The sequence below is a fragment of the Sinobaca qinghaiensis genome, from assembly GCF_003610495.1.
GTDB classification, from domain to species: Bacteria; Bacillota; Bacilli; order Bacillales; family Marinococcaceae; genus Sinobaca; species Sinobaca qinghaiensis.
Genome location: NZ_RAPK01000007.1, coordinates 247,817 through 264,045, shown reverse-complemented (window position 1 = coordinate 264,045; position 16,229 = coordinate 247,817). Strand labels below are relative to the sequence as shown.

The window sequence follows — 16,229 nt, the reverse complement described above, 5'->3', positions numbered from 1 at the left end:
ACAAGCCGTCCAGCACATGCCGGCTGAAATAAAATACGAAATGATAGAGGGGGAATTGGATGTTCCTCAAACGATTGGAAATTCAAGGATTTAAATCCTTTGCTGAAGAGATGGACATAGAATTTACACCGGGAATGACAACCGTCGTTGGTCCCAACGGCAGTGGAAAAAGCAATATCGCAGATGGAATACGCTGGGTGCTCGGCGAACAGTCGCCCCGTTCCCTGCGCGGTTCAAAAATGGAAGACGTCATTTTTGCAGGCAGTGATACAAGGGCGCCGTTGAACATGGCGGAAGTAACGCTGGTCCTGAATAATGAACAGGAAGAGCTCGGCATGGAGTGGAGCGAAATAAGCGTAACACGCAAGCTGTATCGTTCCGGGGAAAGTGAATACTTAATAAACAGGCAGCCGTGCCGGCGCAGGGATATTGTCGATTTGTTTATGGACTCCGGAATGGGAAGAGAAGCTTTTTCCATTATCGGGCAGGGCCGGGTGGAAGAAGTACTGTCGAGCCGGCCGGAAGACAGGCGTTCCATATTTGAAGAAGCTGCCGGTGTGCTTAAATATAAACAAAGAAAACAACAGGCCGGACGGAAACTAGAAGATACCGTGGAAAATCTGCAGCGGGTCGAAGATATTCTGCACGAACTGGAAAGCCAGATTGAGCCGTTAAAAGAACAGGCATCGCTTGCAAAGGAATACCTGGAAAAGTCTGAAGAGCTTGAACAACAGGAAGCTGCCCTGACCGTATATGAAATAGAAGAACGGCATGCTCTGTGGAAAACGCAGGTCGAAACAGCGGAACAGCTGGAAAGAAAATACAAACAAACAGAAAAAGAATGGGCATCCCTTCAGGACGAGCGCGAACGATTAACGAGCAGGATAAAAAAACAAGCCCGCGAGCTGGAAGAAAATCAGCAGAAATATATGGCGCTCCGGGAACAGCTTGAAAAAGAAGAAGGAAGACGCCTGCTTTTTCAGGAAAAAGAAAAAAATATTGAAGAAAAAAAAGCAGAACTGCAGCAAAGAATCGAGCAATTGCACGTGCAGGCAGACTTCAGCCAAAAAGAATGGGAAGCTCAAACAGACGAGCTCCAGCAGATGAAAACAAAAGAGGATCAGGTAAAAGAATCCCTGTCGCTTATTCAAAAGCAGCTTGCAGAAAACATGCATTCCCTGCAGCCGCAGATTGAAGAAATGAAGTCGGATTATATTGAAAAGCTCAATGCGCGGGCTGCCATCCGCAACGAAGAAAAATACCTTCAGGATCAACAGACGGGAATGCGCCGTAAAGCGGGCTCCGCTGATGCGGAAAATGAAGCTTTTCTGAATGAACGTAAAGAAGCTGAAGCCGCATTTGCGGAAAAACAGAAAGAAAGCAGCGAATGGAGCAGGGAGGATGCTGCCTGCAAAGAAGCTGAAGAACTGGCCGAAAAAAACAACCGTCTGGCAGGCGGGAAAGCTTCTGAAAAAGAAAAACAAATGTACAAAGCCTACCGCTACTTGGATGAAGCAAAATCGAGGCTCTCGCTTTTAAAAGAAATGGAAACCGACTACTCCGGTTTTAATCAAGGGGTAAAAGAAATATTAAAAGCTCGAAGCACGAAGCTCAACGGCATTATCGGAGCCGTGGCAGAACTTATAACGGTACCGGAGAAATATGTAACGGCCGTGGAAACAGCCCTAGGCGCTGCGATGCAGCATATCGTCGTCGAAGAAGAGGCAGACGCACGCGGAGCAATTTCCTATTTAAAACAGCAGAAAAAAGGCAGAGCAACCTTTCTGCCAATAACATCGATACGCCGGAAAGAAGTACCGGCTAACACGAAAAAACAGCTGGAACAGATGGCGGGCTTCGAGGGAGTAGCAGCCAGTCATATTTCCGCAGATAACAAATACCATGCTATCGTGCATTCCCTGCTGGGTCACGTGATTTTAGCTGCAGATCTGGAAGCGGCCAACCAAATGGCCAGACAGTCCGGGTTCCGGGTACGGATAGTGACGCTCGAAGGTGACGTAGTAAATCCCGGCGGCTCTATGACCGGCGGGGCCCTGCAGCGGCAGGGATCGGCACTGCTCGGCAGAAAGCAGGAAAGAATCAAGCTTGAGGCATCTTTAAAAGACATGCAGGAAAAGACGATTCAGCTTGAAACAGAAGCAGAACAGGCCAAACAGGAAGCCGGGAAACAGTACGAAGCCTGGCAGGCGGCAAAATCCCGGCGGGAGCAGGCCCGCTTAAAAGCAGAAGAAGCCAGAGGACTGGCCCAGGAAGCAAAATCAAAGCTCGACAATGTTACTTCAAAGCTGTCCCATTATGATAGAGAAGCCCTTTCACTTCAGGCAGAACTGAACCGCATTCAGGAAAGAGAAGCGCTTCTTCAGGAAAATAAAGAATCCGTGCAGGCGGCGATCGAAAAGCTGGATGAAGATATCTCAGCAGTTGAACAAAAAGAAACAGCCAGAACAGCGCTGATTACTGAAGCGAAAGAAAAAGAAACAGCCTTGAAAATGGAATGGTCGGCGCTGCACGAAACTGTAGTCAACCAGGAAAGAGAAGCCGCCCGTCTAAAAAAAGAACACGAGCAGAAAAAAGCAGAACTGCAGAGTGCCTCAGAAGATCTGGAGTATTTTGCAAGCGATATTGTCTCGATGCAGGGCGGGGAAAAACAGCTTCAGTCCGACATAAATGAAGTGAAAGAGGCCATAGAGGAACTTTCCGCCAGGATAGAAACGGTGCGCACGGATCAGCAGCAAAAAACAGAAAAAAATGAAGAAATGGAACAAACACAGATGAGGCTGCAAAAAAAGCAGACCCAGGAACAAAACAGCCACCATGAAGCAAAAGTGCAGATGAATCGTCTTGATGCAGAGCTGGAAACGAGACTGCAGTTTATACAGGATCATTTGTCCATGAGCTTTGAACGGGCGAAAGAGACGTATACATTAGAAGACGATCCGGAAGCAGTCCGCGATAGGATCCATCTGCTGAAGCTGGACATTTCCGAGCTGGGCACAGTGAATCTGGGTGCAGTGGAAGAATATGACAGGGTACACGAGCGGTTCACCTTCCTGTCCGGTCAAAAGCAGGATCTGACCGGAGCAAAAGAATCGCTGGATGAAGTGATGGCGGAAATGGATGAGGAGGTAACCCGCCGATTCAACGAATCTTTTACGGCTATAAAAAAAGAATTCCAGCAGATATACGCGGAGTTATTCGGAGGCGGGGAAGCTGATCTGTACCTGACCAATCCGGATGATCTGCTGACAACGGGAGTGGACATTATGGCCCGTCCTCCTGGGAAAAAGAGACAGCATTTATCTTTATTGTCCGGAGGCGAAAAGGCTCTGACGGCCATTGCGCTTTTGTTTGCCATCGTAAAGGTAAAGCCGGCGCCCTTCTGCGTGCTCGATGAAGTAGAGGCGGCACTCGATGAAGCCAACGTAACCAGGTTCGCCAGATATCTCCGGACCTTCAGCGAAACTACCCAGTTTATTGTGATCAGCCACCGCAAAGGCACGATGGAGGAAGCGGATGTGCTGTACGGGGTAACGATGCAGGAATCCGGCGTTTCACGAATGGTTTCCGTGCGGCTTGAAGAAGCAATGAAAGCAACTGTATAAGAAAATCGAGGAGGAAGACGATGAGCTTTTTTGATAAATTAAAAAATAAATTTTCCAATCAATCAGATGGCGTGACCTCCAAATTTAAAGACGGCCTCTCCAAAACAAGAGATAATTTCACCGGCCGAATGAATGAGCTGTTCGCGCAGTACCGGACAGTAGATGAAGACTTTTTTGAAGAACTGGAAGAAATTCTGATCGGAGCCGACGTAGGGGTGACGACGGTAATGGAGCTGGTGGAAGAGCTCGAACATGAAGCCCGCATTCAAAACATTACGGATACGAGAAAGCTGGCTCCGGTTATCAGCGAAAAACTGGCCGCAAAGCTGGAGAAGCGGGAGGACGATACCCGGCTTAACGTTCAAAAGGATGGGCTTACTGTCTTTTTATTCGTAGGTGTTAACGGTGTAGGCAAAACAACAACCATTGGAAAAGTTGCCCATTCTTTTAAGCAGGAAGGAAAAAAGGTCATGCTTGCTGCAGGTGACACGTTCCGTGCCGGAGCAATTGAACAGCTCGAAGTGTGGGGAGAGCGGGTAGGCGTCGATGTGATTAAGCAGCAGGCAGGATCAGATCCCGCGGCGGTGATGTATGATGCCATCCAGTCAGCCCGTTCGAGAAAAGCGGATATTCTGCTCTGTGATACGGCCGGCCGGCTGCAGAACAAAGTGAATTTAATGAATGAGCTTGAAAAAGTAAAGCGTGTTATCAGCAAAGAAATTCCCGATGCTCCGCATGAAGTGCTTCTCGTACTCGATGCCACAACAGGCCAGAACGCGCTCAGCCAGGCAAAAACGTTTAAACAGGTAACGAATATAAGCGGTATTGTCCTCACGAAACTTGATGGTACGGCGAAGGGCGGGATCGTGCTCGCTATTAGAAACGAACTTGATGTACCGGTGAAACTGATCGGACTGGGTGAAAAAGTCGAGGATCTGCAGCCATTTGACGCCGAACAGTTCGTTTACGGTCTATTCAAAGAACTTGTGGAAGCGTAAGCTGTTAAGTTATTAACTTGACGGAAAAACTACGATACGTTAAAATAAAATCGTCCTTTCCATCCAAAAGCATAAGGTAATAGATATTTTGCAGAAGAAGGTGGAGACCATGTTAGAAAAAACAGTCCGCATTAATGCCCTGTTTGATTTTTACCAGCTTCTTTTAACAGATAAACAACAAAAATATGTAGAACTTTACTTTTTAGATGACTACTCGCTTGGCGAAATTGCAGAATGGTTTAATGTAAGCCGACAGGCTGTTTTTGATAATATTAAACGCACAGAGGCGATGCTCGAAGAATACGAACAGAAACTTGGATTATACAGTAAGTATATAGCAAGATCTGAACTGTATGAAAAGATCAAAACAGACAGCGCCCATGTCCTGCGGTATGTAGAACAGCTGGAAACGATGGAAGAGGGGGGAATAAGCGAATGGCATTTGAAGGATTAGCTGAACGACTCCAGGGGACCTTTGACAAAATTAAAAGCCGCGGCGTCGTTACCGAAGCAGATGTAAAAGAAATGATGCGTGAGGTGAGGCTCGCCCTGCTTGAAGCCGACGTAAACTTTAAAGTCGTAAAAAAGTTTGTTAATGATGTTAAAGAGCGGGCCACAGGCCAGGAAGTAATGAAAAGCCTGACGCCCGGACAGCAGGTTATTAAAGTGGTTAACGAAGAGCTGACCAACCTGATGGGAAAAGAGCAGAGCAAAATTGCGGTTTCCTCCAAATCGCCGACTGTGGTTATGATGGTCGGTCTGCAGGGGGCAGGTAAGACAACAACAACCGCAAAGCTTGCCCAGTTTCTGCGCAAAAAAAATAACCGCAAGCCGTTGATGGCTGCAGCCGACGTCTATCGTCCGGCCGCTATCAAACAGCTTGAAACGCTCGGAACAGAGCTCAGCATGCCGGTGTTTTCCATGGGAGATCAGGTAAGCCCGGTGGAAATTGCGACCAGGTCCGTGGAGCAGGCAAAAGAAGATCATCAGGACTATGTGCTGATTGATACTGCCGGCCGTCTGCATTTGGATGAAACGTTGATGGATGAGCTTGTGAACATCAAAGAAGCAGTCAATCCAGATGAAATTCTTCTCGTTGTCGATGCAATGACCGGTCAGGATGCGGTCAATGTGGCGGAAAGCTTCAATGAACAGCTGGGCATCACGGGAGTGGTCTTAACGAAACTGGACGGCGATACTAGGGGCGGTGCAGCGATATCAGTTAAGGCTGTTACCGATAAACCGATTAAGTTTGCCGGTACCGGAGAGAAAATTGATGCGCTTGAAGTATTTCACCCCGAGCGGATGGCTTCCCGGATTCTCGGGATGGGAGACGTATTGTCCCTCATTGAAAAAGCAGAATTCTCGGTAGACGAAGAAAAAGCCAAAGAAATGGAACGGAAGATGCGTACAGCAGACCTGACGTTTGATGATTTCCTTGAACAGCTAGAGCAGGTCAGAGGCATGGGACCGTTGGATGAATTATTAAACATGATTCCAGGTGCCGGAAAAATGAAAGGCCTGAAAAACGCCCAGGTGGATGAAAGCCAGATCGGCCGTGTCGAAGCAATCGTCCGCTCGATGACCAAAAAGGAAAAATCGGAGCCGGCTATTATTAATGCAAGCCGGAAACGTCGGATTGCCAAAGGCAGCGGAACGACTATTCAGGACGTGAACCGTCTGCTCAAACAGTTCGAAGATATGAAGAAGATGATGAAGCAGATGAGCTCTATGAGTAAAGGAAAGAAAAAGGGAAAAGGCAATATGTCCTTCCCATTTATGTAGTGAAAAGGAAAACCCCTTTACAGCGTTACAATTTTTTATTATAATAAGCAAATGTGCGAAAATAATCTAGGAGGTGCCTATATATGGCAGTTAAAATCAGACTTAAAAGAATGGGTTCAAAAAAGAGACCTTTTTACCGTGTAGTAGTGGCGGATTCCCGCGCTCCTCGTGATGGACGTTTTATTGAAGAAATCGGAACGTACAATCCTTTGGAAAAGCCGGCAGCTGTAAAGCTTGACGAAGACAAAGCTCTTGCATGGATGCAGGATGGTGCAAAACCTTCCGACACAGTAAGAAACTTGTTCTCCCGTGAAGGCCTTATGCAAAAGCTTCATGAAGCAAAAAGCGAAGCAAAAAAAGCTAAATAGTTTATGAAGATAGAAAGGCGGTAACAGGATGAAAGAACTTGTGGAAACAATTGCGCGAGCTTTAGTTGACCACCCTGAACATGTGAATGTGAGCGAAGAGCAGCAGCGCGAGACCAGAGTGATCACCCTGTCTGTGCACAAAGAAGACATGGGGAAAGTTATCGGAAAGCAAGGCAAAGTAGCTACCGCGATCAGGTCTGTCGTGTATGCTGCAGCGTCGCAGCAGCATCAGCATGTCCGCCTGGAAATTGCGGATTAAACGACTGGAAAAGAGCGGGGGATACTCCGCTCTTTTTTTGTATTTACATAGAAACATAGACTGAAAACCTATATAATTTTAATAGAAGAGGTGAGCTAATGAATATTATAAAAAAAGTAACAGTCAAACATGTTTTAACAGAATCTCTTAGAGAGAAAATGCTGGCGGATTTTGGAAAGCAGAAAAAAAAGCTTCAGACGGAAATTGAGCAGCTTCGTTTTCAGCTGCAGAAATATAAAAAATCAAACGGTCAGTCCAACCAGCAGGCTGTAGATCGTCTCGGACAGGAAGCAAAAAAGCGGGAAGATAAAAACGATAAGCTGGACAAGCAGATCACAAGACTCAAAGATCTGGCAGTCGGCACCGAAATTTCTTTCGGGCAGGTGGACCAGGTCAAGGACGTACAGGTCGGCGATGCATGGATCGGCGGAAGCCGGGAAGAAATCATTGTTAAAGACCAGCGCGTGATTGAGATTAGAGCAGTGGAGGCAGAAGACACGAATGGAATGGTTTAATGTAGGAAGAATTGTTAATACGCACGGCGTCAGAGGAGAAGTGAGGGTTATTCCGGTTACCGATTTTGAGGAAGAACGGTTTCGTACCGGCAACGTCCTGTACGTCGGTGACCGGCCCCTTACGATTAAAGCAACACGTCCGCATAAGCAGTTTCAGCTGCTGACGTTTGAAGAAATTACTTCTTTAGACCAGGCGCTTTCATTAAAAGACACCGTGCTCCAGATTCCGGAGACGGAGCGGGGGGCTCTCGAAGAAGGAGAGTTTTATTACAGCGATATTATAGGATGCGGCGTCTGGAGCGATGAGGGAGACTATCTCGGGAAAATAAAAGAAATTCTCTCCCCCGGTGCAAACGACGTATGGGTCATCTCTGCCGGCCAGAATAAAAAAGACATTCTCCTTCCTTATATCGACGATGTCGTCAAAAAAATAGACATTGAATCGAAACGGATCGACGTTCATGTTATAGAGGGGCTGCTTTCCTGATGCGGATCGATTTTCTTACGTTATTTCCGGAAATGTTTACAGGGGTGCTTCATTCCTCAATGCTGAAGAAAGCACAGGAAAAAAACGCAGTCCGGTATTTTCTGCACAATTTCCGGGAATATACCGAAAATAAGCACAACCGCGTGGACGATTATCCATATGGAGGAGGAGCGGGAATGGTGCTTTCCCCCCAGCCAGTCTATGATGCCCTGGAGGCAGTCAAGGCGGCCGCCGGCGATACGAAGCCCCGCATCATCCTCCTTTGCCCGCAGGGAGAACGCTATACCCAGGAGAAAGCAAGAGAGCTTGCCGAAGCACAGCATCTGATTCTCGTATGCGGACATTATGAAGGCTATGATGAACGAATTCGGGAACACATGGTAACAGACGAAATCTCAATCGGTGATTTCGTCCTGACAGGCGGAGAGCTGGGTGCGATGGTGATTGCAGACAGCGTAACCCGTCTCCTTCCGGAAGTACTGGGAAATGAAGAATCGGCACAAAAGGATTCATTTGAAGAAAACCGGCTGGAACATCCTCATTATACGAGACCTGCAGAATTCAGGGGCTGGAAGGTACCGGACGTTCTTCTTTCCGGCCATCATAAAAATATTGAAGCATGGCGGGAAAACGAATCTTTAAAACGTACCCGGGAACGGCGCCCGGATTTACTGGCAGTCGAAGCAGAACGCAAAAATAATAAAAAATAGCATTGAAGTGAAGCTTTTGCTGTGCTATGATGTAATTTGTGGCGAAAGCCGATTGAATACGATGTTCCGCTGCCGTAGAACGGGCAAGAACATGGGGAAAAGGAGGCGAATACAAATGCAAGAACTTATTCGCGAAATTACAAAAGACCAAATTAAAACGGATTTACCAGAATTTCGTGCGGGTGATACGGTTGTCGTACACGTGAAAGTAGTTGAGGGCACGCGTGAGCGTATCCAGCTGTTTGAAGGTGTCGTTATTAAAAGACGCGGCGGCGGAATCAGCGAAACATTTACAGTTCGTAAGATTTCTTACGGAACTGGTGTAGAGCGTACATTCCCAGTCCATTCACCACGTATTGATAAGATTGAGCGTAAACGCCGTGGTAAGGTTCGTCAAGCGAAGCTATTCTACTTGCGCAAACTACGCGGAAAAGCAGCCCGTATTAAAGAAATTCGTTAATAGGATGCATGTAAAGACTGCAGCGGTATACGCTGCAGTCTTTTTTCCAATAGGCGCATATACATAGAAAACCAATAGCAGGATAAAGAGAGTAGGAATAGAGATGCATATTCAGTGGTATCCCGGCCATATGGCAAAAGCGAAACGAGAAGTAACCGAACAACTAAAAAAAGTAGATATTATTATAGAACTGGCAGATGCGAGAATTCCTTTTTCTTCAAGAAATCCAATGCTGGATTCCATCACTCAGCATAAACCGAGGCTTATTATTTTAACGAAAAGCGACAAAGCAGATCCGGTACTCACGTCGAAATGGACCGAGCTTTGGAAAAACGAGCATACAGAAGTGCTGTCCATGAATGCGCTGGAACAGCGCGGCGTTAAAGAGCTGACCAATTCCGCCCAGCGGCTGGCCGCGCCTATGTTCGAGAAGATGAGAAAGAAGGGTATTCGTCCCCGTGCGATCCGTGCAATGATTATCGGTATTCCCAATGTCGGCAAATCAACCCTGATCAACAGGCTTGTCGGAAGAAAGACGGCGAAAACTGGAGACCGTCCGGGTGTAACGAAAGCACAGCAGTGGCTGAAGGTAGGCAGTGATCTGGAGCTGCTCGATACACCAGGTATACTCTGGCCGAAATTTGATGACCAGCGCGTAGGCTATCATTTGGCTGCAACGGGAGCCATTAAAGATGAACTGCTGGATTTTCAGGATATTGCCTTATTTATCATCAAAGAGTTAAGATCGAAGTACCCGGATGCCCTTCAAAGGCGCTATAACCTCACAGAAGAGCTGCCGGAAGAAGATACGGAGCTGTTCGAAATGATCGGCAGAAAGCGCGGCTGTCTTCTGCAGGGAGGCTTCGTGGACTACGATAAAGCAGCGGAGCTTATTATTAATGATTTACGAAAAGATAAACTTGGCGCTATTACGCTGGAGCACCCGGAAGACCTTCCCGAGTCTTAAAAAAGTTAATATTATAAATCCAAAGCCGATATAAGGAGTAGAAAATGCCAGAGAGCACAATTGCGCAGATAAAAACACTGCTGGACACAAACAAAGCAACGAATGAGCAGCTGCAGGCCTGGAAACAGGATGAAAGAGCGGGCGTACAGCAGGTATTAAACAGGTATGAAAAAAAACAGCAGCAGATAAATAAAGAGCTGCAGATGTATGCAGATATGAGCCGGTTTGAAAAAGAGTACCACCAGCAGGGCATTCAGCTTGTAGCCGGCGTCGATGAAGTCGGAAGAGGACCGCTGGCAGGCCCCGTTACGGCTGCTGCAGTCATTCTGCCGGAAACGTTAACTATTCCGGGACTGACAGACTCTAAAAAGCTATCAGAAGCCAAGCGAAATTACTATAGTGAGATAATAAAAGAAAAAGCGCTGGCCTATTGTATAAAGCACGTGGGTGCTGCTGATATAGACAAATACAATATATATCAAGCATCCAAAATGGCTATGACATGGGCAGTGGAAGGACTCGATATAAAGGCAGGCGCGCTGCTTGTTGACGCGATGGAACTGCCGATTTCGCTTCCTCAAAAGTCTCTAATTAAAGGGGATTCAAGAAGCGTTTCTATTGCAGCGGCATCTGTTATTGCCAAAGTAGAGCGGGACGCGGCGATGAAAAAGATGGCAGAAGCCTATCCCGGGTATTCGTTTGAAGACCATAAAGGCTATGGGACGAAGGCTCATTTGGAAGCATTAAAGCAGCATGGCCTGACAAGACATCACCGCAGAAGTTTTAAACCGGTCAGCGATCTACTGTAAAAGAGGAGGGAAGGCATGGGTGTTCAAAATATTACCGGCAGCAGTTTTCAAACCAGGGCTGCCTCCCCGGGTCTTCCTTCCCTGCAGAAAGGAGACCTGTTTCAAGCGAAAGCAGCAAAGCTTCTTCCCAATCAGCAGGTTATCCTTCAAATAGGAAAAAATAGTATATCAGGAAAATTATCTGCTCCACTTCAGGTAAACGTTAACTATCTATTCCGGGTAGAAAATAATCAGGAAACGCTGCATTTAAAAGTGTTAGGTGCCCTCCCGGCAGACGGACAGGGAAAAGTTCCGGGAATGGCGGCGCTTCTGCAGAAGGCAGGAATGAACGGGCAAAAAGGGATACAGACGCTTGTACAATCGTTATTACAGAAAAGCATTCCCTTTTCCCAGGCATTTATCGAACAGAGCAGCCGGCTGTTAAAGGAAACCAGTGGCGCCAATATGGAAAAAAGCATAGAGGCATTAGCGGCCATGGCTGCCAAAAAAATTATGCCGGACAGAGCCCTTCTGGCAGCCGCGGTAAATCCTAAAAGTACGGCGTCCGTTTTCCGCGACACGCAGCAGGCCCTTTTCAATATGCAGAATCCGGGCATGCCTGTCCGGGCGCTTACCACGCAGCTGGGAGATATGGAATCCCTTCTGCAGCTGAATAAAAATCAAACATCTGTTTCCCCGGCTCTTCTCGATGCCGCGAAGGTCGTGCTTGACAGAGGGTCAGAGCCATCCCTGAAAGAGGGGGCTTTTTCTCTTCTTATCAAAGCTGGAGCAGCTGCACCGGGGCAGACCCAGGCAGCATGGACGGCGGCTCTTTATCGAGCGGCCGTGTCCGATTCTTCGGCCCCCGTGCAGTCTCCTCAAATGCAGCAGCAGTTTTTACATACATTTTTTAAATCCATCGAATCGTTATCCCCGGAAGCACAGTGGGCGAAAGCGGGTCAGCTTTTTACCTCCACTGTTCCAGGCGAGATAAAGCCTCTGCATACTCTTATTCAACCAGGAAGCTCTCCGCTTCAGCCGCTGGAACAAAAAGCATTGACGCAGTTGTTCCAGGCTAAAGCATCAGCAGATACGTTTTGGAACCCTTCCTTTGAATCGCTCTCCCGGCAGTGGCTGCAGCTGCAGCAGAAGCTGGGTTTGTTTCATGAGGCTTCGATTACGCAGAGCAATGCGCGCCCGGCCCCGGACATGGAAGCCAAATCCCTGCTGCTTCAGGCCCAGGCCGAGCTGAATGGTTCAGCCAGGCAGCAGCTTGACCCTCTGCTTGGCCGGATTACCTCCCAGCAGCTGCAGGCGCTGGAACAGCCCGGTATTCTTCAGCAGCTTCAGACCCAGATACCTTTATTTCTCGGCTCCTTTGCCGCTGACTTAACAATTGACTGGGAAGCAAAAAAAACGCCGGACGGCAGTCTTGATCCTGACCACTGCCGGATGCTCCTGCACGTAACGTTAGAAAAGCTCGGGGAAACGGCGGCGGATATTACAATTCAAAATCGAAAGCTGCAGCTGACAATTTATAACGGACAGGCGAAGCCGGAGGGCTTGTTTGAAATGTTAAAACCGTTTTTGGAAACCCAGCTTGGCCGGATGAATTATGATCTCTATTCCGTAAACTGGAAGCAGACTGAAGAAATAAAAAAACAAATTCAGCCTTCCGTTATGCGGCTTGATAATAAAGGGGTGGATGTCAGAATATGAACAGCAGAGAACCTGAAGCAAAAAAAATGGCAGCTGCCCTGAAGTATGACCCGGCGCTCTGGCAGTCTCCAGTCCTCAAGGCGAAAGGAAAGGGGAAAACTGCTGAAGAAATCATGGCGCTGGCCGAAGCGAACGGCATTCCCGTCCAGAAAGATCCAATGCTTGTTGAAATGCTGGCGCAGCTTGAAGTCAACCAGACGATCCCGGAAGAGCTGTATGAAGTAGTCGCAGAGGTGTTTTCTTTTTTATACCGGCTGGATCGGCAGTCCTATACAAAAAAATGAATAAACATTCATAAAAAGAAAATAAATAAAGTTTTGACGAATTGTTGAATTTGTTGCGTTTTTTTTATACGATAATACATGTGTGCGAGATGTTGTTTGTATAACTCAATGTTTCCGCCCAGTCCTTGCCCACAGGATAAATGAATGTGGTACTTCGTACAGAATCGTTAAGGAGGATGGAGAATACATGAATATTCATGAGTATCAGGGAAAAGATCTCCTCAGAAAATACGGCGTCGCTGTACCTAACGGAAAAGTAGCTTTCTCAGTGGAAGAAGCTGTAGAAGCTGCAAAAGAATTAGGAACAGAAGTCAGCGTAGTGAAAGCCCAGATCCACGCGGGCGGCAGAGGAAAAGCCGGTGGAGTAAAAGTAGCGAAAAATCTGGATGAAGTTCGTGAATATGCGAATGAAATTCTTGGCAAAACGCTTGTTACACATCAAACGGGACCAGAAGGTAAAGAAGTAAAGCGCTTACTTATTGAAGAAGGCTGCGATATTAAAAAAGAATATTATGTCGGCCTTGTCCTTGACCGCGAAACGTCTAAAGTCGTTATGATGGCTTCAGAAGAAGGCGGCACGGAAATTGAAGAAGTGGCGGAAAAAACGCCTGAGAAAATCTTCAGGGAATATATTGATCCTGCTGTCGGCATGCAGGCTTTTCAGGCACGCCGTCTAGCTTTTAATATTAACATTCCTAAAGAGCAGCTTGGACAGGCAGTTAAGTTTATGCTTGGTCTTTACCAGGTATTTGTCGAAAAAGACTGCTCAATTGCTGAAATTAATCCCCTCGTTACAACAGGAGACGGCGGCGTTATGGCACTTGACGCAAAGCTGAACTTTGATTCCAACGCATTATACCGTCAGAAGGATATTGTGGAATACAGAGACCTTGATGAAGAGGATCTAAAAGAAATTGAAGCATCCAAGCACGATTTAAGCTATATTGCGCTTGATGGAAATATCGGGTGCATGGTGAATGGTGCCGGCCTTGCTATGGCTACAATGGATATTATCAAGCACTATCACGGCGATCCCGCCAACTTCCTTGACGTTGGGGGCGGTGCTACTGCTGAAAAAGTAACGGAAGCCTTTAAAATCATCCTTTCCGATGAGCAGGTAAAAGGTATCTATGTAAACATTTTCGGCGGTATCATGAAGTGTGACATTATTGCTGATGGTGTTGTGGAAGCAACAAAACAGATTGGACTTGAAATTCCGCTTGTTGTCCGCCTAGAAGGTACAAACGTGGAACGTGGAAAAGAAATTCTTAAAGAATCAGGTCTTAACATTACCGCGGCTGATTCCATGGCTGATGGTGCACAAAAAATTGTATCTCTAGTAAAATAGAAAGGCGGGTCAATAATCATGAGTATTTTTATCAATAAAGATACAAAGGTAATTGTTCAGGGTATTACAGGCGCAACCGGCTTGTTTCATACCAAACAGGCTGTTGAATATGGCACGCAGATCGTAGGCGGTGTAACCCCTAAAAAAGGCGGTACAGAAGTAGAAGGTATCCCTGTTTTTGATACGGTGACTGATGCGGTTAAAGCTACTGGTGCTACGGCATCTGTTATCTATGTTCCACCAGGCTTCGCGGCAGACGCTATTATGGAAGCCGTAGATGCAGAGCTTGATCTTGCTATCTGCATTACAGAAGGTATTCCCGTACTGGACATGACGAAAGTAAAACGCTACATGGAAGGCAAAAAAACCCGCCTTGTCGGGCCAAACTGCCCTGGTGTTATTACACCTGAAGAATGCAAAATCGGTATTATGCCGGGATACATTCACAAAAAAGGCCATGTAGGCGTTGTTTCCAGATCAGGAACACTGACGTACGAAGCAGTACATCAGCTTTCCACAGCAGGTGTAGGTCAGTCTACAGCTGTTGGAATCGGAGGCGACCCTGTGAACGGTACAGACTTTATCGATGTTCTTAATGCCTTTAACGAAGATGACGATACAGAGGCAGTAATCATGATCGGTGAGATCGGCGGAACAGCTGAAGAAGAAGCTGCAGAGTGGATCAAAGCGAATATGACAAAGCCGGTTGTTGGATTTATCGGCGGCGCTACAGCCCCTCCAGGCAAAAGAATGGGCCACGCAGGCGCTATTATTTCCGGAGGAAAAGGAACAGCTGAAGAAAAAATCAAAACGCTTGAAGCATGCGGTGTCAGCGTAGCGGCAACGCCATCTGATATGGGCGAGACGCTTCTAAAAGCACTTAAAGAAAACAATTTGTATGATAAGTGTCTGACTCACGAACCAACCTCAAAATAAGTAAAAAAAAGCGGCGCTGTTCCGGCAGCGCCGCCTTATTCATTATAACCCCCGCACGTCCATCCACGATAAGAAAGGAACAACCCATGACAATCACCCCCTCCGAAAGACTGATTCATTTACATGCAGCACCTTATTTAACGTGGCACAGGCTGCGTACCTTGTACTACATAGATCCTTCGTTTTCTGCTGTATATACATTTAGTCCAACCCGCCTTCAGGAGAGGCTGAAGCTCTCCGGCATTCAGGCAGCGGGTCTTTTTGAGTATCTTCATAACACTTCGCCCGGCACTACGGCAGCGTACTATCATTCCTGCGGAGTCAAGACCGTGACCAGTCTGGATTCATCCTATCCGCAGCGTCTCTTATCAATATATGATCCTCCGTGGGTGCTGTATTTTTTAGGAGAAAAAGCGCTGTTCCATTCATCAAAGATGCTGGCTGTCGTTGGCTCCCGTACCCCGACCGCCTATGGAAAAAAAGTTATCTCAATGTTTATGCCTGAATTGAGCAGAGACCGCGTTACCATTATAAGCGGGCTTGCAGCAGGAGTGGACGGAGAGGCTCACAAACAGTGCATAGCAAACGGGGGCCGGACGATAGCCGTGCTTGGCTCCGGGTTTAAGCATATTTATCCAAAGCAGCATACAGAACTTGCCAGGCAGATAAAAAAAGACCATTTACTCGTCAGTGAATACCCGCCGGACGTCCCTCCGCAGAAATGGCAGTTTCCGATGAGAAACCGGATTATCAGTGCTTTATCGGATGCGGTATTCGTGGTAGAAGCGAAAGAAAGAAGCGGTTCCTTGATCACAGCCTACCAGGGACTGGACCAGGGCAGGGATATTAAGGCGCTTCCCGGACCGATTTTGTCAAAAGAAAGCGCAGGGACCAATCAGCTTATTGCAGAGGGCGCGGAGCCGGTCCTGAAATATGCCGATCTAATGGCTGCTTCCTGGATATGATTCGCTCTGCAGAAAGT

Annotated in this window: 17 protein-coding genes; all 17 read left to right on the top strand. The window is 47.1% G+C overall.

What is annotated here, in order from left to right; all coding sequences use genetic code 11:
- Positions 1-59 precede the first annotated feature (59 nt).
- A complete protein-coding gene (smc, locus tag ATL39_RS05425) occupies positions 60-3,623 on the top strand; it encodes a chromosome segregation protein SMC (RefSeq protein ID WP_120192282.1) in 3,564 nt (1,187 codons plus the stop codon).
- A gap of 20 nt (positions 3,624-3,643) precedes the next feature.
- Complete coding sequence (gene ftsY / locus ATL39_RS05420; RefSeq protein ID WP_120192281.1) at positions 3,644-4,621, top strand: signal recognition particle-docking protein FtsY; 978 nt, start codon at positions 3,644-3,646, stop codon at positions 4,619-4,621.
- Positions 4,622-4,730: 109 nt separating this feature from the next.
- The gene (locus ATL39_RS05415) at positions 4,731-5,075 is read left to right on the top strand and encodes a putative DNA-binding protein (protein WP_120192280.1); all 345 of its coding nucleotides are present in this window, start codon (positions 4,731-4,733) and stop codon (positions 5,073-5,075) included.
- Positions 5,057-6,406, top strand: coding sequence for a signal recognition particle protein (ffh, locus tag ATL39_RS05410; RefSeq protein ID WP_120192279.1), 1,350 nt, complete (start codon positions 5,057-5,059; stop codon positions 6,404-6,406). Before ATL39_RS05415 ends, ffh begins: the two co-directional genes overlap by 19 nt.
- Positions 6,407-6,489: 83 nt before the next feature.
- Positions 6,490-6,774, top strand: coding sequence for a 30S ribosomal protein S16 (gene rpsP / locus ATL39_RS05405; protein WP_120192278.1), 285 nt, complete (start codon positions 6,490-6,492; stop codon positions 6,772-6,774).
- 28 nt (positions 6,775-6,802) lie between these two features.
- A complete protein-coding gene (locus tag ATL39_RS05400; protein WP_120192277.1) occupies positions 6,803-7,033 on the top strand; it encodes a KH domain-containing protein in 231 nt (76 codons plus the stop codon).
- 98 nt (positions 7,034-7,131) lie between these two features.
- A complete protein-coding gene (locus ATL39_RS05395; RefSeq protein WP_120192276.1) occupies positions 7,132-7,548 on the top strand; it encodes a YlqD family protein in 417 nt (138 codons plus the stop codon).
- A complete protein-coding gene (gene rimM / locus ATL39_RS05390) occupies positions 7,535-8,035 on the top strand; it encodes a ribosome maturation factor RimM (protein ID WP_120192275.1) in 501 nt (166 codons plus the stop codon). The genes ATL39_RS05395 and rimM overlap by 14 nt, the downstream gene beginning before the upstream one ends.
- The gene (gene trmD, locus ATL39_RS05385) at positions 8,035-8,745 is read left to right on the top strand and encodes a tRNA (guanosine(37)-N1)-methyltransferase TrmD (RefSeq protein ID WP_120192274.1); all 711 of its coding nucleotides are present in this window, start codon (positions 8,035-8,037) and stop codon (positions 8,743-8,745) included. Before rimM ends, trmD begins: the two co-directional genes overlap by 1 nt.
- Positions 8,746-8,860: 115 nt before the next feature.
- Entirely contained in the window at positions 8,861-9,205 is a 345-nt protein-coding gene (gene rplS, locus ATL39_RS05380; RefSeq protein WP_120192273.1) for a 50S ribosomal protein L19, read from the top strand.
- Positions 9,206-9,308: 103 nt separating this feature from the next.
- Positions 9,309-10,172 (top strand): ribosome biogenesis GTPase YlqF, encoded by an 864-nt coding sequence (gene ylqF / locus ATL39_RS05375; protein ID WP_120192272.1) that lies wholly within the window; start codon positions 9,309-9,311, stop codon positions 10,170-10,172.
- Between the two features lie 44 nt (positions 10,173-10,216).
- Entirely contained in the window at positions 10,217-10,981 is a 765-nt protein-coding gene (locus tag ATL39_RS05370; RefSeq protein ID WP_120192271.1) for a ribonuclease HII, read from the top strand.
- Positions 10,982-10,996: 15 nt separating this feature from the next.
- Positions 10,997-12,679, top strand: a complete 1,683-nt coding sequence (locus ATL39_RS05365) for a hypothetical protein (protein ID WP_120192270.1) — start codon at positions 10,997-10,999, stop codon at positions 12,677-12,679.
- Entirely contained in the window at positions 12,676-12,963 is a 288-nt protein-coding gene (locus tag ATL39_RS05360) for an EscU/YscU/HrcU family type III secretion system export apparatus switch protein (RefSeq protein ID WP_120192269.1), read from the top strand. The genes ATL39_RS05365 and ATL39_RS05360 overlap by 4 nt, the downstream gene beginning before the upstream one ends.
- Positions 12,964-13,150: 187 nt before the next feature.
- Positions 13,151-14,311, top strand: a complete 1,161-nt coding sequence (gene sucC / locus ATL39_RS05355; RefSeq protein WP_120192268.1) for an ADP-forming succinate--CoA ligase subunit beta — start codon at positions 13,151-13,153, stop codon at positions 14,309-14,311.
- Between the two features lie 18 nt (positions 14,312-14,329).
- Positions 14,330-15,247, top strand: a complete 918-nt coding sequence (gene sucD, locus ATL39_RS05350; protein ID WP_120192267.1) for a succinate--CoA ligase subunit alpha — start codon at positions 14,330-14,332, stop codon at positions 15,245-15,247.
- Between the two features lie 86 nt (positions 15,248-15,333).
- Positions 15,334-16,212: a DNA-processing protein DprA gene (gene dprA / locus ATL39_RS05345; RefSeq protein WP_120192266.1), complete on the top strand. Its 879-nt coding sequence runs from the start codon at positions 15,334-15,336 to the stop codon at positions 16,210-16,212.
- Positions 16,213-16,229: the final 17 nt, after the last annotated feature.

Coding starts and splice junctions, on each gene's coding strand:
- ftsY (WP_120192281.1), top strand. CDS start 3,644: ATGAGCTTTTTTGATAAATTAAAAAATAAATTTTCCAATCAATCAGAT.
- ffh (WP_120192279.1), top strand. CDS start 5,057: ATGGCATTTGAAGGATTAGCTGAACGACTCCAGGGGACCTTTGACAAA.
- ATL39_RS05370 (WP_120192271.1), top strand. CDS start 10,217: ATGCCAGAGAGCACAATTGCGCAGATAAAAACACTGCTGGACACAAAC.
- sucD (WP_120192267.1), top strand. CDS start 14,330: ATGAGTATTTTTATCAATAAAGATACAAAGGTAATTGTTCAGGGTATT.
- ATL39_RS05395 (WP_120192276.1), top strand. CDS start 7,132: ATGAATATTATAAAAAAAGTAACAGTCAAACATGTTTTAACAGAATCT.
- smc (WP_120192282.1), top strand. CDS start 60: ATGTTCCTCAAACGATTGGAAATTCAAGGATTTAAATCCTTTGCTGAA.
- rpsP (WP_120192278.1), top strand. CDS start 6,490: ATGGCAGTTAAAATCAGACTTAAAAGAATGGGTTCAAAAAAGAGACCT.
- trmD (WP_120192274.1), top strand. CDS start 8,035: ATGCGGATCGATTTTCTTACGTTATTTCCGGAAATGTTTACAGGGGTG.
- dprA (WP_120192266.1), top strand. CDS start 15,334: ATGACAATCACCCCCTCCGAAAGACTGATTCATTTACATGCAGCACCT.
- ATL39_RS05360 (WP_120192269.1), top strand. CDS start 12,676: ATGAACAGCAGAGAACCTGAAGCAAAAAAAATGGCAGCTGCCCTGAAG.
- ylqF (WP_120192272.1), top strand. CDS start 9,309: ATGCATATTCAGTGGTATCCCGGCCATATGGCAAAAGCGAAACGAGAA.
- rplS (WP_120192273.1), top strand. CDS start 8,861: ATGCAAGAACTTATTCGCGAAATTACAAAAGACCAAATTAAAACGGAT.
- ATL39_RS05365 (WP_120192270.1), top strand. CDS start 10,997: ATGGGTGTTCAAAATATTACCGGCAGCAGTTTTCAAACCAGGGCTGCC.
- ATL39_RS05400 (WP_120192277.1), top strand. CDS start 6,803: ATGAAAGAACTTGTGGAAACAATTGCGCGAGCTTTAGTTGACCACCCT.
- ATL39_RS05415 (WP_120192280.1), top strand. CDS start 4,731: ATGTTAGAAAAAACAGTCCGCATTAATGCCCTGTTTGATTTTTACCAG.
- rimM (WP_120192275.1), top strand. CDS start 7,535: ATGGAATGGTTTAATGTAGGAAGAATTGTTAATACGCACGGCGTCAGA.
- sucC (WP_120192268.1), top strand. CDS start 13,151: ATGAATATTCATGAGTATCAGGGAAAAGATCTCCTCAGAAAATACGGC.